This window comes from bacterium SCSIO 12643 (genome assembly GCA_024398135.1).
Classification (GTDB): Bacteria; Bacteroidota; Bacteroidia; order Flavobacteriales_G; family Salibacteraceae; genus CAJXZP01.
In genome coordinates this window covers 927,654-944,971 of record CP073750.1, presented here as the reverse complement: position 1 = coordinate 944,971, position 17,318 = coordinate 927,654, and the positions used below count along the sequence as shown (strand labels likewise).

14 protein-coding genes are annotated in these 17,318 nt (G+C 36.1%); 3 read left to right on the top strand and 11 right to left on the bottom strand.

What is annotated here, in order from left to right; translation table 11 throughout:
* Positions 1–55: 55 nt before the first annotated feature.
* From KFE94_04070 to KFE94_04055, 4 genes are all read right to left on the bottom strand, one after another.
* Positions 56–1,510 (bottom strand): T9SS type A sorting domain-containing protein, encoded by a 1,455-nt coding sequence (locus KFE94_04070; GenBank protein UTW67300.1) that lies wholly within the window; start codon positions 1,508–1,510, stop codon positions 56–58.
* Positions 1,507–2,778: a hypothetical protein gene (locus tag KFE94_04065; protein UTW67299.1), complete on the bottom strand. Its 1,272-nt coding sequence runs from the start codon at positions 2,776–2,778 to the stop codon at positions 1,507–1,509. The genes KFE94_04070 and KFE94_04065 overlap by 4 nt, the downstream gene beginning before the upstream one ends.
* A gap of 2 nt (positions 2,779–2,780) precedes the next feature.
* A complete protein-coding gene (locus KFE94_04060; protein UTW67298.1) occupies positions 2,781–4,370 on the bottom strand; it encodes a hypothetical protein in 1,590 nt (529 codons plus the stop codon).
* Between the two features lie 73 nt (positions 4,371–4,443).
* Complete coding sequence (locus KFE94_04055) at positions 4,444–5,724, bottom strand: replication-associated recombination protein A (GenBank protein ID UTW67297.1); 1,281 nt, start codon at positions 5,722–5,724, stop codon at positions 4,444–4,446.
* 148 nt (positions 5,725–5,872) lie between these two features.
* On the opposite strand from KFE94_04055, the gene KFE94_04050 reads away from it, so the two are divergent.
* The 3 genes from KFE94_04050 to KFE94_04040 all read left to right on the top strand — a co-directional run bounded on the left by KFE94_04050 (position 5,873) and on the right by KFE94_04040 (position 10,321).
* Positions 5,873–6,400, top strand: a complete 528-nt coding sequence (locus KFE94_04050) for a hypothetical protein (protein ID UTW67296.1) — start codon at positions 5,873–5,875, stop codon at positions 6,398–6,400.
* Between the two features lie 159 nt (positions 6,401–6,559).
* On the top strand, positions 6,560–8,014 hold the full coding sequence (locus KFE94_04045) for an aminoacyl-histidine dipeptidase (GenBank protein UTW67295.1): 1,455 nt from the start codon (positions 6,560–6,562) through the stop codon (positions 8,012–8,014).
* A gap of 177 nt (positions 8,015–8,191) precedes the next feature.
* Positions 8,192–10,321: a M3 family metallopeptidase gene (locus KFE94_04040; protein ID UTW67294.1), complete on the top strand. Its 2,130-nt coding sequence runs from the start codon at positions 8,192–8,194 to the stop codon at positions 10,319–10,321.
* 40 nt (positions 10,322–10,361) lie between these two features.
* Here the strand turns inward: KFE94_04040 and KFE94_04035 are convergent, their stop codons facing one another.
* The 7 genes from KFE94_04035 to KFE94_04005 all read right to left on the bottom strand — a co-directional run bounded on the left by KFE94_04035 (position 10,362) and on the right by KFE94_04005 (position 17,238).
* Entirely contained in the window at positions 10,362–11,201 is an 840-nt protein-coding gene (locus tag KFE94_04035; GenBank protein ID UTW67293.1) for a hypothetical protein, read from the bottom strand.
* Between the two features lie 148 nt (positions 11,202–11,349).
* A complete protein-coding gene (locus KFE94_04030) occupies positions 11,350–11,871 on the bottom strand; it encodes a dihydrofolate reductase (protein UTW67292.1) in 522 nt (173 codons plus the stop codon).
* A gap of 8 nt (positions 11,872–11,879) precedes the next feature.
* Positions 11,880–12,674: a thymidylate synthase gene (locus KFE94_04025; GenBank protein ID UTW67291.1), complete on the bottom strand. Its 795-nt coding sequence runs from the start codon at positions 12,672–12,674 to the stop codon at positions 11,880–11,882.
* Between the two features lie 102 nt (positions 12,675–12,776).
* The gene (locus tag KFE94_04020; GenBank protein ID UTW67290.1) at positions 12,777–13,523 is read right to left on the bottom strand and encodes a DUF4163 domain-containing protein; all 747 of its coding nucleotides are present in this window, start codon (positions 13,521–13,523) and stop codon (positions 12,777–12,779) included.
* A gap of 45 nt (positions 13,524–13,568) precedes the next feature.
* Positions 13,569–14,864 carry a Na+ dependent nucleoside transporter gene (locus tag KFE94_04015; protein UTW67289.1) on the bottom strand — a complete coding sequence of 432 codons (1,296 nt, stop codon included), beginning with the start codon at positions 14,862–14,864 and terminating at the stop codon, positions 13,569–13,571.
* 102 nt (positions 14,865–14,966) lie between these two features.
* Positions 14,967–15,704, bottom strand: a complete 738-nt coding sequence (locus KFE94_04010) for a glycosyltransferase (GenBank protein UTW67288.1) — start codon at positions 15,702–15,704, stop codon at positions 14,967–14,969.
* 1 nt (position 15,705) lies between these two features.
* Complete coding sequence (locus tag KFE94_04005; protein UTW67287.1) at positions 15,706–17,238, bottom strand: glycosyltransferase family 39 protein; 1,533 nt, start codon at positions 17,236–17,238, stop codon at positions 15,706–15,708.
* Between the last annotated feature and the right edge of the window lie 80 nt (positions 17,239–17,318).

Below are 17,318 nucleotides of genomic sequence, written 5' to 3'. Positions count from 1 at the left end.
AACAAAGTTCGACTATTCAATCCGAAAACTGTAGATATAAGTGGGGTTTTAATTTTTAGAGCACTGTAAATTGTTTAGTGATTCGCCTACCGTTATTTAAAAGAATGGTACAGAAGTAACTTCCTTTATTTAACTGCGAAGTAGGAATAACCAGATAAGAATCTGTGGTTTTTCGGAATAATATATTTTGTCCTAAAACATTTGTGATGAAAACGTGTAGTATATCAGATTTTGAACTATGTTGTTGAATATTTAGAAAGTCATTGTTAAAATTAATTTCAATGGTTCCATCCACATTTTGTGCAGGAGAAACGCTTACTATGTTTTGACCATCTTCGATTTTATAAAAATTGTTTGGATCGTAATTACCAGTATCCGTTTTGTAGATTAAAATGTCAGGATAAGTAGCTCCAAATCCCTCGGTATATCCTGTCATCATGTAATAGCCACGATTAGAAATAATCATTTTTGAAGCGTAATCATCTTGTAATGATCCTGCAGTTCCAGATCCATAAGTGTCCATAAAATAGAACCAGAATTCGTAGCCCATAGAAGCAAAATGTGTGGAGCTGAAAATAGCTGCATAACCATCTGGTCTCTCAACAACACTTTTGCCTTCAGCATAATCACCTAAAGACCATATCTCATGCCGTAGTATGTTGTTTTGGTCATCAATTCTTAAGGTATATGTTCTGGAGGTGTCATTTCTATAGGTGTAACCTGTGATCATTACGGTGCTATCGGAAAATAAGGTAATATCATTTCCACCGTCATTTAAAGTATCTCCTAAAGTTAATAGTGTATTGGTGGAATGTGTATTTGGAGAAAAGTTAAGGTATAATAGATCTGATTGTGTTTCTCCGGTATTGGTATAATACCCAGTACATGATAATGTCCCATTTCTAAATTGAGAGATAGCACGTAAACCGTCCGGCCCAATATCACCATAGGTAGTATCCCATGTGAAATTTTGAGTAGGTTCATCAAATTGTACGATCCATCCATCTGTATTTCCGGTTCCAAAACTTTGCGTTTCACCAACTATATAAAACTCTCCAGGTCGGTATTCAATGACGTCCCAGGCAAAATCCCAATCGACCCCACCGTAGTATTTTTCATATTCCAAGTCACCATTACTATCCAATTTTACCAGATATAAATCGAAGCCACCTGCCCCATAACTATTGGAATAACCTACACCTAAAAAACCATTATCCGAAGTTTGGATTACTGCATTTCCCCAATCCTGACCAGGTCCACCATGACTCTTAGTCCATTGAATAGCGCCATTTGAATCTAGCTTTAAGAAATACATTTGAGCGTTATTAAATCCAAAACTACTTGTAGATCCAATAGATAAAAAACCACTATCATGTGTTTGGATAAAGTCCCTTGAAATATCGTCACGATTCCCTCCATAAGTCTTAATCCAGGTCGTATCATATTGCGTAAATCCGATTTGATGAAATAGATTTAGAACAAGAAATAATATGATTACTCGAATGCTCATGATGATATCTTATAGCTTAAAAGAAAATAAATACTTTGCCCGGCAATTTTCGTTGGAGCTATAAATCCTTCAATATTGGTGCTACCCAATTTGAAATTATATTTTGGCGTAATATACTGAATTTCCAATCCGCCTCCTAATCCGCCATAGCCACCATAATTCAGTTGCCCACTTAATAACCAGGATGAGTTGAAGTGGTATCCCGCTTTACCATAGAAAAAAGGATAATAAAAGGCGTTGATTCTTTGCATACCTCCGATTGCAAATGTCCATTGGTTAAAATCTTGTTGAAGATAAAACCTAATAGTTGCTGGAACGAATGTGGTAAATGACTTCAGTGTTGTTGTCGAAATACTATCTATAATTTCAATTGGGTTGCCTCCAGTATTTATTGCATTTGGATCAAAAATGTTTTGAAAATGAATGCCATCATATGTGTAGAATGTATCTGCACTTATTTCAGAGGAAGTTGCATGCCATTGAATAAACCCAAAGTCCTGAATGGATACGTGAAATTTGGCAGGATGTGTAGAATCGCTTAATAGATGAAGGTTGAAAACTCCTGACATATCTATACTCGTCCCGGCACCATTATAATTAAAGAAACCTGTATTCCCACGGTCAGTTTCGAAGATGGATAATTCAGCATCTGTACCAATTAGATCTCCATTTTCTGAAACGATTAAGTTTAATCTCTCAACTTCGCTTCGTCTATTATTTTGACCATAGAGAAAAGCAATACCAACGTTGAATTTATTTCCAGATTTAAATTCTTTAGAAATGCCTAATTGAAATTTTGAGTAATGGATTTGATTAAAATCAAAAGGTGTGAGCCTTACAGATTCTCCTGCATATTGCTTATTCCCATAAAAGGAGAGTAGGGCTGCATTCTCACTAAAAACAGATAAGTTTTCTTGTTTATCCGCCAAGTTGACGTGAAACGAAAGTTTGGAAACCTCAGATCCAAATAAAGAATCTATTCGTTGAGAATAGAAAATGGAATTATTTAAATATGATCCGGTATTATTGGTTGCTCTAAGTTTTGAGGCCATATGCGCACGGTCTTCTCTTGATATATATCCGCCAAATAAAGCGGTATTTAGAACCATTGAGTTGAGCGCATTGGAATTGTTATAGGCTTCGGAACGAATTCCAATAGTGATTTTATTGGTATCCAAATTATAATCTGAATCATCAAATGTGATTTGACTAAAACCCAATATTGGAAAAAGAGTAATTAATATGATCAACAGTATTTTATCGAACATGCTTATTTGATGGAAATTAAATATTTAAAATCTCCAACAACCCGAATATCCAGATTGTAGTTAGAGTAGATTTGTGTTTTCCCAGTATCAGGAGAATTCACTTTCACTTTGGTGAAAATATGTGTGGTTTCGTAGAGGTGGTCAATTTTTGATGGTGATACCGGTGCTTGAATCGTAGAGGACATAGGATGGTCAACTACACCAAATACCGGAGTACCCGCCAGAATAATCTGAGGTGTCTCGAATATTGAGTCGATAATCACTGCATTTTGATCTAATAAATAGAACTGAGCGGTGAGATCAAATGGATACCAATTATCTGCGTAAACATTTATAAAGCCACTTTGGATTTTTTGAACTTCATCTTGTGATGTGGAGTCAATATCAAAATCACTGGTGTCAACGATGACCAGGTTTGATGCGCTAAATTTAAATGGGATTTCTGCATCTAAAGCAATCTCCATTCCTGTATTATGGTAAATGAAATCATTGGAGTTACTCACATTACCTAAAGGGTTTAACACAATGTCAAAATCATATTTTAATTGATCAGGAAGGTTGCTTACAAACTCAGTGATGTTTGAATTGGTTGGGTCCAGATTTGTTTGGTAAGTTGTGGGCAGGATATTGGAATATGCGCCATTATCTTCGCTAGCTCTATTTAGATTAATAGGGCTATTGGATAGAGGACTATTGAGGGTAATTGTCGTGTTATTATTTGAGTTGGTCCCTGTTAGTTCGTTTATATTTACTTTTAAATCTACACCAATGTCGTTTTTAATTTTAAAAACCATGGAAACTGCATCCAGATCCATTGTACCGCTTGAAATGTTTTGAAATGCATCAATAACCTGATCATTTGCGGCTTCAGTAAGATGGTGTACTCCAAAATATCCTCTGGCATAATTTGGTGTGATTCCGGTCATAGTGGTTTGTGCCACGAACTTGTCCCCTTGATTTACAACTACTGGACTACCTGTAGAATCAATATATGCGCGATACGCATTGGAGATAATATTATAATCATTGTTGTTGATTCCTGTTAAAGAAATATTGTAGTCGGAAATGTCGTAAGTTCTAACGATTACGGTTGGATTATTAGATGTTCCAGCAGGGATGTTTTCTTTCACAAAGAATGGAATGCCATTTTTAGTGGCAGTTGGAAGAGCGTATTCGAGAACACTCGCTTCATTAAGTGAAGAGGAAAGTCTTAATTCTATGGTACCACTTTGAATGTTAAGCTGGGTGAGTTGCGCCCCTCCAAGATCGTATCTGGTATAATTGGTATCGGATAAAAAGTTTTGTCCAGGTTGTAAAGTGAGACTTCCAATTGGGAGGAAGAATTCATCCTTTATGGTTGTATCCGGCATGGAAACCACCGAATCCAAACGGAAGTCAATAAGAGTTCCGTTGTAAATCAAGTTGAGGTCTTGATGAATACCAGTGCTAATCATACTATCAGGGATAGCTTGCTGTAGCGTCATTTTTGTATGCATAATAGGGAAAAGCGTATCAACATCCCAAGATATTGGTTCCTTTCTACAGCCGCTAAACAAAATAACGATAACCCATAAAAAAACGAATTTTTTCATCAGCTTCAAATTTGTGTTTTTTTGGTAAAACTCGCAACATTAGTTTGTTTCCCAATTTTGAAGCTATAAAACGTTAATAATCGTACTTGTTTTTCCAGTTATCCTGCAGACGGATGCGTATTTTGTTTTCTTGTGCATTTATTCCCGGGTCGTAAAATTTTGTTCCTGAAATCTCTTCCGGAAGGAATTCTTGTTCAACAAAATTGTTTGGATAGGAATGACTGTATTTATATTCTTCACCATATCCAAGCTCTTTCATTAATTTAGTTGGTGCGTTTCTGAGGTGTAACGGAACAGATAGGTTTCCATGTGCTCTGGCGGCTTCTTTAGCTATTCTGATGGCACTATAGCTGGCATTACTTTTAGGTGAAGTTGCCAGATATACTGTAGTTTGAGATAGAATGATTTCGCATTCAGGATATCCAATAACTTCAACCGCCTTAAAACAATTGGTAGCCAGTAATAGCGCATTTGGATTGGCCATTCCAATATCTTCAGAAGCAGATATAAGTAATCTTCTGGCAATAAATTTGGGGTCTTCTCCCGATTCGATCATTCTTGCCAACCAGTATACCGCAGCATTTGGATCACTCCCACGAATAGATTTTATAAATGCAGATATGACGTCATAATGCATTTCTCCACCTTTATCATATCGTAGGACGTTTTCTTTGACAATTTCTTCAATTCTTTGGTTTGTGACTACAGGAGATTTCTCAGGTAGAAAATCTAAAACAAGTTGTAAGGTGTTCAGCAGTTTTCGGGCATCACCACCAGATATTCTTAATAGTGCTTCATATTCTTTGATCGACACTTTACGGTCTATGTATTCTTTTTCAGTAGATATCGCTTTATTTAGAAGTTGAACTAAGTCGTCTTTTGCAAGAGCATTTAATGTGTAGACCTGACATCTTGAAATGAGCGCAGGAATAACTTCAAACGAAGGATTTTCAGTAGTCGCACCTATTAGAGTAATGGTGCCTTTTTCAACCGCTCCCAGTAATGAATCTTGTTGAGATTTACTAAATCGATGAATCTCATCTATGAAGAGTATAGGTTGCCCCACATTAAACATATCGTTTTTAGAAGCCTTTTGGATGACCTCTCGAATGTCTTTTACTCCTGAATTTATAGCGCTTAAAGTGAAAAATGGCCTTTTGGCTTCTTTGGCTATAATTTGAGCCATGGTCGTTTTACCCACACCGGGAGGGCCCCATAGAATTAATGATGGAACACGCCCACCTTTCATTGCTTTTTGTATGACACCATTCGGTCCAACAAGATGATCTTGTCCAATAATATCATCAAAAGATAAAGGCCTTAATTTCTCAGCTAATGGGGTGTTATTACTCATTTAATAAATGTGTTGTGGCGTTTTTTGTTAACAGAAAATTGCCGTTATTAACATTTTGCTGTTTAATGTTAGTAACCTGTGACAATTTTAACAAAGGTGATAAAAAGTAGTTTTGAAATGGAAATAATAATGGAAAAATTTCGGTTCGATGAAAGTAAATAATTTATATGCCAAGCCTATTCTAAAAGCAGTGTTTTACATCATGCTGTTACTAGGAATAGTCAATGTTGGTATTTTGCTTACTCAGATTCAGCCATTCTCTGATCTAATCCACATTTCAATCGCTGTATCACTCTTCATTTTTGCAGGGTTGATTATGTCAAAAAACATTTTCATTAAGTATAATTCTGAAGATGCAGTTTTAGAAATAGAAAGAGCAGGTTTATTTTCCAGCAGAAATACAATTCATTCATCTCAATTAGGTTTTGTGAAAGCTAAAATTCAGGATTTTTCAGTAGAAAAAACATGGTACGGAGGTGCATTTACTTTAGTATATTCTACTTCTAAAGGAAAGCCTTATTCAAAGAGATTTCCAATATTTTTCGGTTCAACCGAAACAATGGTGAAAATGAATGAAGACTTAAAAATGATTACCAATAAGATGGCTACAAACGAGAGAGTTGATGTAGCGGTTGAATCTTCAAAAGTTCTCAAAAATAGCCCAGCTTTTAGTTAGGGTTAACTCATCCCCAAAGAGTAGGCGACTCCCACGAGACGCCTTTTTTTTGCCCTAATTTTTCATATAAATGGAACTAAAAGAACCTGTTATAAATCACAAAATTTATTGTTTTTTAATCGTTTCCTAGATTGTAAATTTGGGAAAAATTTAATAACGATGAGCGTAGATGTAAGAAAGTTAAGTCCGGAATCAGTTTGGAACTTTTTTGAGGATTTAAATGCGATACCTAGAGGATCAAAAAAAGAAGATAAAGTAAGAGCATATGTAAGAGATTTTGGTTTAAGCTTGGGGTTGGAAACCAAGGTAGATCAAATTGGAAATGTAATTATTAAGAAACCTGCGACTCCAGGAATGGAAGATAGAGTGGGGGTGATCTTACAAGGTCATATTGATATGGTATGGCAAAAGAATGCCGATACCGATTTTGATTTCGAAACGCAAGGTATTGAATCATATATTGATGGTGATTGGGTAACTGCTAAGGGGACGACACTTGGAGCGGATAACGGAATGGGTGTGGCGGCAGCTATGGCGTTATTGGCCTCTACGGAAATTCCACATCCTCCGTTAGAAGGTTTATTTACAATTGATGAGGAAACAGGTATGACCGGAGCTAAAGGTCTGCAAGGAGGTGAACTTGATGGTAAAATCTTATTGAACCTGGATACTGAAGATGATGATGAATTGACTATTGGTTGCGCAGGTGGAGTAGATACTGTTGGAACGAAATCATTTGAAGCTGTAACTCCTCAGGAAGGTTCTAAAGGAGTTTTCCTAAAAGTGAGTGGCCTTACAGGTGGACATTCTGGAATGGATATTCATTTAGGAAGAGGTAATGCCAACCTTATCATGAACCGTTTTTTATGGCAAGCCTGTGAAAAATTTGGTGTAGCCATAGCATCTATTGATGGAGGAGGATTGAGAAACGCGATTCCTAGAGAATCTCAAGCTATTGTGGCGGTTAAAGATGTGGATGGATTTAGAGGTTATGCAGAGGACTTAGCTACAGAAATAAAAGCTGAATTGGGGACAACAGATCCTAATTTTAAATTGGAGTTTAAAGAAGTGGATTGCCCGGATATGGTGATGCCGGAAAATGAACAAAAGAATTTTGTAAGAACAGTTTATACCATCCCAAATAACATTTGGAGAATGAGTCCGGATATGGAAAACCTTACAGAGACTTCATCCAATTTAGCTCGTGTGTTGGTGAAAGACGGCCATATCAGTATTGAAACGCTTCAAAGAAGTTCAGTAGAAAGTCAAAAATGGGATATTGCGAATAGTGTGAGATGTGCTATGGAAATGATGAATGCTGACGTAGAACACAGTGGTTCTTACCCGGGTTGGACACCAAAACCAGATGCGCCAATCGTTAGTATCATGAGTGACCTTTATACCAAGATGTATAATGAAGACCCTCATGTAAATGCGTGTCATGCTGGATTGGAGTGTGGGATTTTAGGAACAAATTACCCTGAAGTTCAAATGATTTCTTTTGGACCAACGATTAAAGGTGCGCATTCTCCGGATGAAAGAGTGAATATAAAATCTGTCGCTAAGTTCTGGGATTATCTTTTGGAAACATTAGTTCAAATTCCGAAAGCATAAAAAATGTCTATAAAAAAAGAACCGAAGCTATTAACTTCGGTTCTTTTCGTTATTACCTAATGTATAGGTGAGAAAAACGGGTTTACATTATCAAAGACGATATTAAAAATGGAAAGGTTGGGGAGAATGGAAAATAATTTAAAGAAAATGTGATTTTTTTAATTTTAATTTAAATAAATGAATAAAAAAAGTAAATGGATGTTGATGGTAATTGGTTTATTATCAATTGTTTCTTGCCAAACAACAAATGAAAATCAATCAGAAAAAAAAGTAGAAAATAAAATGAAAAAAAATCCGATTTTAGAAAAATGGGATACGCCATTTGGAACCCCGCCATTTGATAAAATTAAAAGTACGGATTATCTTCCTGCATTTGAAGAAGCCATTGTATTACATAATGAGGAAATCGCAGAGATTATTGAAAACTCAGAAGAGGCAAGTTTTGAAAACACCATTGTTGCTTTTGAAAAAAGTGGTAGCGATTTAGATAAAGTAAAGAATCTTTTCTACGCAGTTGAAGCGGCCAATACTAACCCAATTTTAAAAGAAACGGCCAATAAAATAGCACCAGTTTTATCTGCACATGATGATGATATCTTATTAAACTCGAAATTGTTTGAGCGCGTGAAATACGTATATGCAAATGAAAAAGAACTTACAGGGCAGAATAAAAGGTTATTAGATGAAACCTATAAATCATTCGTACGTTCAGGCGCTGAATTAGACCCAAAACAAAAAGAAAAGCTTAAAGAAATAAATAGTCAGTTAGCATCTCTATCTCAAAGGTTCGGTAATAATCTATTGGATGAAACCAATGCATTTGAATTATATATCACGGATTCAAATGAGATAAAAGAACTACCAAAGAATTTAAAAGCTATTGCGAATCAAGAAGCATTAAGTAGAGGACATGAAAATGGCTGGGTATTTACATTGCAACGACCAAGTATTAATCCTTTTTTACAATCTTCAACAAATCGTGAGTATAGAAGACAACTTTTTGATGGATATGCCCTAAGAGGGGATAATGATAATGAAAAAGACAACAAAGCTATTTTGGAAGAAATGGTGACTTTGCGATTAGAAAAAGCAAATATGTTGGGATATAAAACGCATGCGGATTTTGTTTTATCTAATAACATGGCGGAAAATCCAGAGGCAGTTTATCAGTTTATGGATAAATTGTGGCCATCGGCTTTAGAAATGGCTAAAGAAGAGAGGGCATTGTTGGCAGCTTCAATGAAAAAAGATGGTGTTACTGAAATTTTTGAAGGGAGTGACTGGAGATATTATGTAGAAAAGATCAGAGCCGAGAAGTATTCTTTTAATGAAGAAGAAACCAGACCGTATTTTGAGTTTAACGCGGTAAGGGAAGGCGCTTTTATGTTGGCGAATAAGTTGTTTGGGTTGAAGTTCAAACAAAGAGATGATATTTCTACCTGGCATCCGGATCAACAGGTCTTTGAAGTATTGGAAAATGACGGTACCCATTTGGGGATTTTATATATGGACTTTTTTACAAGAGATAGTAAAAGAGGAGGAGCTTGGATGAATGATATCAGACCTCAGTCTAATATGGGAGAAATGGTAACTCCTATTGTGACGAATAATTTTAACTTCCCTCCATCAACTCCTGAAAGTCCATCATTACTTTCTTTCTCGGAAGCGCAAACGTTATTTCATGAGTTTGGACATGCGTTACATGGATTATTTTCAAATGTGAAATATGCGTCTCAATCTGGAACGAATGTTCCCAGAGATTTTGTGGAATTTCCTTCTCAGGTAATGGAAAACTGGATGAGTGAGCCAGAGGTTTTAAAACTTTATGCGAAGCATTATCAAACTGGTGAGGTCATTCCGGATGAATTAGTAGAAAGAATGAATCAGGCAAATCAGTTTAATTCAGGCTTTAGAACATTGGAATATATGGCTGCGGCATATTTGGATATGGCATGGCATAATATTGATCAAAAGACAGACCAGGGAGCTCGTGAGTTTGAAAAAGCTGAAATGAAAAGATTGGGTATGATTGAAGAAATAGTACCTAGATATAGAAGTACCTACTTCTCACATATTTTTAGCGGTGGATATTCTGCTGGATATTATGCATATTTATGGAGTGAAGTGTTAGATGCGGATGCGTTTCAAGCTTTTAAGGATGCAGGTATTTTTGATCAGACTACGGCTCAAAAATATAGAGTGATGTTAAGTAAAGGAGGTTCTGAACCAGGAATGGATCTGTATGTAGAATTTAGAGGTCAAAAACCGGATATAGAACCCCTTCTGAAAAAGAAAGGATTTAAATAAAAGAAAAGGGCCGTAAATTATTTACGGCCCTTTTAGTTTCTTAAGGAATTTGTGCGACTTGATCTCCGTTCGCTGGTGGGATAGATACCAACATGACATTATCGCATCCTCCACCTTCTCCAAATTCACAAATTCGATCCAGTTGGTTTGGCGCTTTTACTCTAAAAGATCCAAAAGTTTCATATTCACAATCTGCTTTAAGTATTACAAGGTCTTCATGATTGAAGGTATAGATCACACCATTTTGGGCAATTCCATTTCCGGTCCCTGAGATATAGAAAGCATCATCAGCTGTTGAAATTGTTTTGGTTCCCTGATATTGCGCAAAATTTAGATGACCTTCTTGAATCGTAATTTTGTTTTTGTTTTTTGCGTCCACTAATCTACCGTTGGTAATTAAAACATCATAAATAATAGTATCCTTACTTTGATGAATCACTTCCATAGAGATGTCTGCGGAGACTTCATAACCATCAACAGTGTAATTTGAGGTATGAATTTTAATTTTTGTTCCTAAATTCGTATAGATGCCATCAATATTTGCATGAATTTTCCCAGCTCTATTTCTAGCTCCAGAACATGTAGTGCCTTCACTATAATAAATGGTTAAATCAATTGGGAAAGGCCCTTCTTCAGGTGCGCGATTAAAAGAGTCCAAACAGACTTGTGGAACCAGTGCATCTACCGGATCAACACCATTCAGTACAGAATCTACCACGGCTACACGATGTACTTCACGCATAATGTTATTAAAATGATTGGTTGACATCCAAAACACTTCTGCGGCTTCAGTTGAAGTATCACGATCACGATCAGAATTTCTGCACGAAGAATAGGTAAGTAAACCAGCAAGAATAAGTACGGTAAGTAAACCTTTCATAATTTGATTTTAACTAATTATGCGTTTATAAAGCATAAATATGAAGCAATAATTAAACACAAATGTAGGGAATATGTTGGGTATTTGAAATTTTATACTATTACAGGGACAAAACCACCGATGTTTGTTATAGAATTATCTGCTGTAATTATTTCTTTTCATACACATCATAACTAAATTCCCATTCGTGTCTATGATCAATTTCATTATGTATAGACGAAATTTTTTCCCATTTGTTTTGGTCGAAGTGAGGGAAAAAAGTATCCCCTTCAAATTCGTGATGAATTTGAGTGATATACATTCTGTCTACCAATTGATTGGCTAATGCATAATTATAAATTTGACCTCCACCGATAATAAAAGGCTCAGGGTCTCCGGCTTCAATAGCCATTCGAATTCCTTCTTCAACAGAGTTAACTACAATGACATCTTCGTTTTCGGGAATGATATTTTCCTGACGTGTAACTACAATGTTGGTTCTGCCCGGTAGAGGTCTAAATTTTTCCGGGATAGAATAATAATTCTTACGTCCCATAATCACATGATGACCCGCAGTGGTATCCTTAAAGTACTTGAGGTCTTTTGGGAGAAACCAGATAAGATCGTTGTCTTTACCAATCACATGGTTTTGCGCAATTGCTACGATAAGTGAAACTGTTGGATTCTTCATAAGTCAAATTAAACAGCTACAATTCCTTTAATATGTGGATGCGATTCATATCCTACCAATTCAAAGTCTTCATATTTGAAGTCGAATAAACTCTTAATTTCAGGGTTTATTTTCATCACCGGAAGTTTCTTAGGCTCTCTGGTAAGTTGTAATTCAACTTGTTCCAGGTGATTGTTGTAAATATGAAGATCGCCAAAAGTGTGAATAAATTCTCCTGGTTCTAATCCGGTCACTTGAGCCATCATCATTGTTAACAGCGCATAAGAAGCAATATTAAATGGAACTCCTAAAAACGAATCTGCGCTTCTTTGATATAATTGGCAACTCAATTTGCCATCAGCTACATAAAATTGGAACATGGTATGACAAGGAGGCAAGGCCATGTCATCTACCAATGCGGGGTTCCATGCAGAAACCATATGGCGTCTGGAATTTGGATTGTTTTTGATGCTCTCGATGACGTTGGTGATTTGATCAATGCTTTCTCCATTTGGAGTAGGCCATGAGCGCCATTGATATCCGTATACAGGGCCTAAATCTCCGTTTTCATCCGCCCATTCATCCCAAATACGTACACCATTTTCTTTTAAGTATTTGATGTTGGTATCCCCTTTTAGAAACCAAAGTAATTCATGGATTATTGACTTTAAGTGTAACTTTTTTGTAGTTACAATTGGAAAACCTTCGCTTAAATCATATCTGGTTTGATAACCGAATGTACTGATCGTCCCTGTTCCTGTACGATCCCCTTTCTGAGTCCCGTTATCCAGAACATGTTGCAATAAATCCAAATACTGTTTCATGGCAAATTATTTAAGCCAAAAGTGCGGTGAACAATTATGAAAATCAAGGGTTGTTAATAAAACATGATAAACTCTCTTGATGAGAAGAGAATCAAAGAATGACTAATGAGTCGCAATCGCTCCGGTTTCTATTTCAGGGGAAATTTCTATACAATTAAAGCTATTGTTATAAACCAAAATGGAGTCAAATACAGATTTATGAATAGAAATGTTGGATTCACCAAAGGCATACGGGCATAGTTCATAATCATTGATTTTGAAGCGTATACTGTCGTGATCTAATACAAATTTTTCAATATGCATTTGAATATTAGAATCCGATTCGATTCCCCAACACGTACTATCCGGTAAATTTTTATTGATCACATCTTTAAGAGCGATTTGAGTATTTTGATCCAACTTGAAGAAATGATTTAAGTCTAAAACCGCTCCTGAATTTAAGTTGAAATGTATCGTATGATATAATGTAGCTCCGTGCGCAGCTCCAATTGGATATTGGTATACCGAAAACCAAATATGTAAAATTGAATCACATTGAGTTACCCCAAAAGAACTTTGGAGAATGCCGTATAAATCCGGTTGATCATAATAATGTTCAGGAAGCGCTTGATGTGATTCTATAAAGCTCTTTTGAGGAACAAAGGCATAGAAACTTTCTGAAATTTTATTGTTGATTTGGTTTAATATAGATTCAGAAACCGGACCATGGATGACCGGATAGGATAGATTGATTTCGTAATGCTGATTCGAATCTACTTTGGTGTAGATGGCCTCCGTAACAGATATGGGTTGCACAACAGAAACAGCAGTTTGTGAAGGCTCCGAATCACACGAGTAAAGGAAACTCACGCTAAAAATTAGAAAGAAGAAACCAAGCCTAAACATATCGATAGATTAAAAGAACATACCTACAACGGCAGCAGTAAATAATGAGGCTACAGTACCACCAATGAGTGCGCGTACACCTAGTTTAGATAGCAAACCTCTTTTTTCCGGAATAAGTGCACCAATACCCCCAATTTGAATTCCGATACTGGCTACATTAGAAAAACCACATAAAATGTAAGTAGCCATAATCATAGATTTTTGCGAATGAAAAACACCCGATGCTTTCATTTCTCCCATGGTAGCGTATGCATAAAACTCATTCAAAATAGTCTTTTCTCCGAGTAGCTGTCCGACAGTTACAATATCCGCATAAGGGACACCAATTAACCAGGAAATTGGCGCGAATACATAACCTAAAATGAATTGGAAACTCAAGTTATCATAAGAAGTGTTTGCTGCTACCCAGGCATTAATGTTTGTGAGATCACCGGTTTTAAATAAGAAGTAATTGAACATATAAATAAGTGCAGTGAATACCAATAACATTGCGGCAACATTTACGGCTAACTTTAATCCATCGGTAGTACCATTAGAAATTGCTTCTAAGGCATTGGCTCCCATTTTTTCTTTATTGACATGCATTGTGTTGTCAAATTCTTCCGTTTCGGGAACAAGTATTTTAGCCGCAACCAGGGCGGCAGGTGCCGACATAATGGATGCTGCCAACAAGTGTTTTGCAAATAAGGTTTGCTCAGTAGCATTATCTCCGCCTAAGAATCCGATATATGCCGCCAATACGCCTCCGGCAATGGTTGCCATTCCACCGGTCATCAAAGCCATCATTTCCGATTTGGTCATTTGGCCTAAATAAGGTTTAATGAGTAATGGCGCCTCAGTTTGACCTAAAAATATATTTCCGGCAGTTGCTAAACTTTCCGCACCAGATAAACGTAGTGCTCGTTTCATTACCCAGGCCATTCCATAAACTACTTTTTGAAGAATCCCCATGTAATAGAGAAGACTGGTTAAAGCAGAGAAGAATATGATTGTTGGGAGTACCACAAAAGCAAAATTTCCTAATGCAGGATGTAACTTTCCTATACCAAATTGACCAAATAAGAATTCACTTCCGAAATTGGTGAATGAGATGATTTTGACGAAGGCCCTACTGATCCATTCAAAACCAGCTTCAATGAATTCGACCTTTAAGATAGCCACTGCAAAGATGATTTGAAGAATCAGGCCTTTTACAACTAAAGGCCAATTAATGGCTTTTCTATTAACACTAAAAATCCAAAGTAATCCTACTAGAAAGACTAACCCTCCAAGTCCTTGAAGAATCGATATGAATGAAAAACTCATAGAGTCCATATTGTTAAATTTTTGGGGTTCGCAAAATAGTGCTTTTTAACTAAGTGACTGGAATACGAACAAGATTTCGTCATTTAAAGTCGAAAAATGGGGCTATTTGTACTTGTTTCGGATCCGATATAGATCAATACCGATTTTAAACATATAAGAAAACTCAACCTTGGAATCTCCCTTTTCAATCCAACTACGTAATGGAACTTCATACATTTTTTGTAATGCACTTTCTTTCCCGTGGAGTTTTAGCATTCTGAAGAATAACTCCACATCGAATAACCATTTGGAAATAAAAGGTTGCTCAAATAATTCGGAAGCAGTTTCTGTTTTAAAAAACTTACAACCACATTGTGTATCATAGACTTTAATATCCAGGATTTCACTAATCATCGTAGCAATTATACGTCCGATAATGAAGCGATATCTTTTTCGATCAATAGTAGATCCAATTCGTAAAATTCTAGATCCGAAAACAAATTCATAGGGTGGTTTTAAATAACTCAGAATATCATAGCCTTCCTCTAAACTTACCGCTAAATCAGCGTCTAAAAAGCCAATAAATTTGGACTGAACATGTGATAGAGAAAAAAGCATTCCCTGGCGAACAGCTTCAGCTTTGCCTACATTTTTTTCTAATAGAAATACTTCAACCTGATTAGGAAATTTGGACTTTACTGATTCTAATATGGACTGAGTCTGATCCTGAGATCCATCATTCACAAAACAGATGAATATGTCTGAGAATTGATTTAGGAATTGAAGATAGGTATCTACTTCAAATTTCTTCGCTTCATTGTAGCAAGGAATCACATAAAGTGCTTTGAAAGTAGAAGACATTTTATTTGAGTTTGAAAATTTGATTTACTGTACTATTTGAAACTTCGATTCCATGGAATTTATAAACCTCTAAGCTATCATATTCCTGTGGATGAAAACGATATTCGGTCAGGAAATAATCAGCATGTTCTATTCCAACCATTCTAATACGTGCATCCTGTTCAGGTTTCAGAACCGATTCATTTATGTATCCAGGGAAATTAGCCGGACAGATTAGAATTTCTGAGGCTGTATCATGTTCTAAAATATACTCCATGGCAGTTTTGTAGGATAGTCCCCAATAATCTACTTCGAAATTCTTCCTTGCATACTCCTTTGGTTGCAGTGTAATGGAGTTGTTAAAGTATAAATGTTGTAAAGGGAAACTTTGAATCATGAAAAACAAAACATAGCCCATTTGTAGAGAAAGTATTGCAAGCAGCGTATAGAAAACTTTTTTATGTGTTTTGTAAAAATGACTTAGTCCGTAAATAGCGAGTAAAACAAATGAAGGATAGATAAAGAACATTTGTCTCCAGCCGTCATATAAAACCGATTTTAAAACAATAATGGCCAGAACGGGAGCAAAGAAATAGGCCAGATAGAAGATGTTGTTTCTTGAAATATGGTTTTTGATGTTGTCAAAAGGTGCTTTTAAGAAATTGTAAACTATTAGGAAAGCACCCGATAAACCTAATAATAAATAGACTATAGGAGTACTTATAGAAAACCAAACGGGAACATAATCCCACTTGATTTCGGTTGGTCGTACAACCTCTCCTCTGAAAAGCATTTCGCGATCAAACCTAAATTGAGACATATTTTTAATTGCCGTAATGAAGTTTTCAAGTGGAGCTTTCCATAGAAATGGCCAGGTGATGTATAGAATAGTAGCAAGTGAAACTGCAAAAACACCAAGTAACTTTATATGATGCAAATATTTTTTTTCAAAGAAGGCATCAACAAAAAGGAAGAATGTCAGAGTAGCAGGAACCATAATTCCCATTAGACGAATGTTGATGAGAATTCCAACGCTGAGTCCCAACAATAAAAAGTTCTTCCAGTTTTTTGTGTCAAATGCTCTGGCGGAATAGTATAGTGTGATGATAAATACCGAAAGGAATGGTAAGTCTTTACTGTTAAAGAAGGAATGTCCGTAGAGTACTGGTTGCAATATCAGCATTAAAAAACCAAGAGCAGAAAGTAGTTTGTTTCGGTAAACAAAATCAATAAGTTTAAAAAGATAAAAGGCGCTCAGCAAAAATAGAAGGTGAGTGATCAGATGACGAGAAAAATAGATTTCTCGGGTCGTTTCAAAACCAAATATTTTTTCAACAAAAATAAGCGGTAGTTCAAATGCTACTCCATAGTCCCGATCCACCCAACTGTGAAGTGCGGTACTGGATGTGAAGATATAATCATAATTGACCAGTCCGGTTTCTCTTTGTTGAGGTTCATCCCAACTCACACCATAGTTGGTAAAGGTGAAAAATGCAATAAGAACGGTACAAATCAATAGGATTTCTCCGGAGAACTTAGATACTGTTTTCAGCATTATTTGATCAATAATTAAAGGTTCGCAAAATAGCGCTTTTTGTGAAGTTGTATTATGATTGGTTTAAAATATTGATGTGG

What these genes read in the sequence shown, in the direction of transcription:
- KFE94_04035 (UTW67293.1), bottom strand. Translation starts at nt 11,201, where the DNA reads ATGAAAGGTTTACTTACCGTACTTATTCTTGCTGGTTTACTTACCTAT.
- KFE94_04045 (UTW67295.1), top strand. Translation starts at nt 6,560, where the DNA reads ATGAGCGTAGATGTAAGAAAGTTAAGTCCGGAATCAGTTTGGAACTTT.
- KFE94_04070 (UTW67300.1), bottom strand. Translation starts at nt 1,510, where the DNA reads ATGAGCATTCGAGTAATCATATTATTTCTTGTTCTAAATCTATTTCAT.
- KFE94_04010 (UTW67288.1), bottom strand. Translation starts at nt 15,704, where the DNA reads ATGTCTTCTACTTTCAAAGCACTTTATGTGATTCCTTGCTACAATGAA.
- KFE94_04055 (UTW67297.1), bottom strand. Translation starts at nt 5,724, where the DNA reads ATGAGTAATAACACCCCATTAGCTGAGAAATTAAGGCCTTTATCTTTT.
- KFE94_04015 (UTW67289.1), bottom strand. Translation starts at nt 14,864, where the DNA reads ATGAGTTTTTCATTCATATCGATTCTTCAAGGACTTGGAGGGTTAGTC.
- KFE94_04060 (UTW67298.1), bottom strand. Translation starts at nt 4,370, where the DNA reads ATGAAAAAATTCGTTTTTTTATGGGTTATCGTTATTTTGTTTAGCGGC.
- KFE94_04005 (UTW67287.1), bottom strand. Translation starts at nt 17,238, where the DNA reads ATGCTGAAAACAGTATCTAAGTTCTCCGGAGAAATCCTATTGATTTGT.
- KFE94_04025 (UTW67291.1), bottom strand. Translation starts at nt 12,674, where the DNA reads ATGAAACAGTATTTGGATTTATTGCAACATGTTCTGGATAACGGGACT.
- KFE94_04065 (UTW67299.1), bottom strand. Translation starts at nt 2,778, where the DNA reads ATGTTCGATAAAATACTGTTGATCATATTAATTACTCTTTTTCCAATA.
- KFE94_04030 (UTW67292.1), bottom strand. Translation starts at nt 11,871, where the DNA reads ATGAAGAATCCAACAGTTTCACTTATCGTAGCAATTGCGCAAAACCAT.
- KFE94_04050 (UTW67296.1), top strand. Translation starts at nt 5,873, where the DNA reads ATGAAAGTAAATAATTTATATGCCAAGCCTATTCTAAAAGCAGTGTTT.
- KFE94_04040 (UTW67294.1), top strand. Translation starts at nt 8,192, where the DNA reads ATGAATAAAAAAAGTAAATGGATGTTGATGGTAATTGGTTTATTATCA.